General features: G+C 49.8%; 1 protein-coding gene and 1 pseudogene. Both read right to left on the bottom strand.

Features of this window, described 5'->3' with window-relative positions:
• Positions 1-303: pseudogene (locus F6K49_RS50965) on the bottom strand (phycobilisome rod-core linker polypeptide); the annotation flags it as partial.
• Positions 304-348: 45 nt separating this feature from the next.
• Positions 349-1,167 (bottom strand): phycobilisome linker polypeptide, encoded by an 819-nt coding sequence (locus F6K49_RS50970; protein WP_293110544.1) that lies wholly within the window; start codon positions 1,165-1,167, stop codon positions 349-351.
• Positions 1,168-1,180: the final 13 nt, after the last annotated feature.

Consider the following 1,180-nt stretch of genomic DNA (forward strand, 5'->3'; position numbering starts at 1 on the left):
TCTTCAAGTTTAACTCAATCACCGAGTTTGGAAGCTGTTGTACAGAAATTTCGACTTGTATAGCTCCGACTTAGCTACAGCTCGCACAAACTCCCGCACCGTGAGAGAGCCATTGCAGAGCAGGGATTCTAAACCGGTGAGGCGCTCATAAGCCATGATGTAGTCGTTACCGAGTACTTGTCGGTAAACAGCTTGAATGACGGCTTTGGCATCATCTTGGCTCCAGTTGGGGCGCAGTTCAATGGGGTTGCTATTGCTAAAGGCAGAGGTGCCTAAGCGGGATGCTGCTGTTGTAATTGCCACTTACTCTACTCCTATAGGACTCGACGTTTAGATGTTCTAGAAACTTCAGGCACGGGTAATACTCATGACTTGACAACCGCGCTTGTTTAGTTTTTGCAGGGTGGGAGATAGCCGTTCGTAGGGCACGACATATTCACTGATGCTGCGCCTGATCTGAGGGGCACGTCCCAGACCTCCTTGAGTTACTCGGAGTCGATAGAACTGTCCCTGAATGTTTGCAGTTGTGCCGGTGAGTGCTTGTCCGCCATTTGGGGTTCGCACGGGGTTTGCCATATTGCGAGCTAGCTCATAGGTTAAACTAGCACGACCGCCCTTGCCCTGAGCGCGATCGCTATTGGCGTAACCACGATAGAGCTCGAACATGCGGGTAAAGCCGACGGTTTTTTGTCCCGGTTGATTGGAAAAGCCTCGATAGTAGGGTACGATGGAGGTGCCAAAGTTCTGCTCATACTCAAGGGAGTTTATGTAGGAGTCGATATCTGCCTCAAACCCCTCGTTTTGATAGATATCGAGATGATAGATGATTTCAGACTCATCATAGGGAGCCCGACCGAGTAGGTGCTTGAAGTTCAACTCAATTACTCTCGGATGAAAGTTGCTGTAGAAGAATTTCGACTTGTAGATTTCTGACTTGGCGACAGCCCGCACAAAATCCCTTACAGTCAGGTAGCCTTGGCAGAGTAAAGACTCAGCACTGGTGAGACGCTCAGAAGCCATGAGATGGTCGTTTCCGAGTACTTGTCGGTAAACAGCCTGGATAACAGCCTTAGCATTGTCTTGGGTCCAGTTGGGGCGCAGTTCAATGGGGTTGGCATTGCTAAAGGCGGAGGTTCCCAGCCAGGATGCTGCTGTGGTAATTGCCACTTGTTATTCTCCA

Source organism: Moorena sp. SIO3I6, from assembly GCF_010672095.1.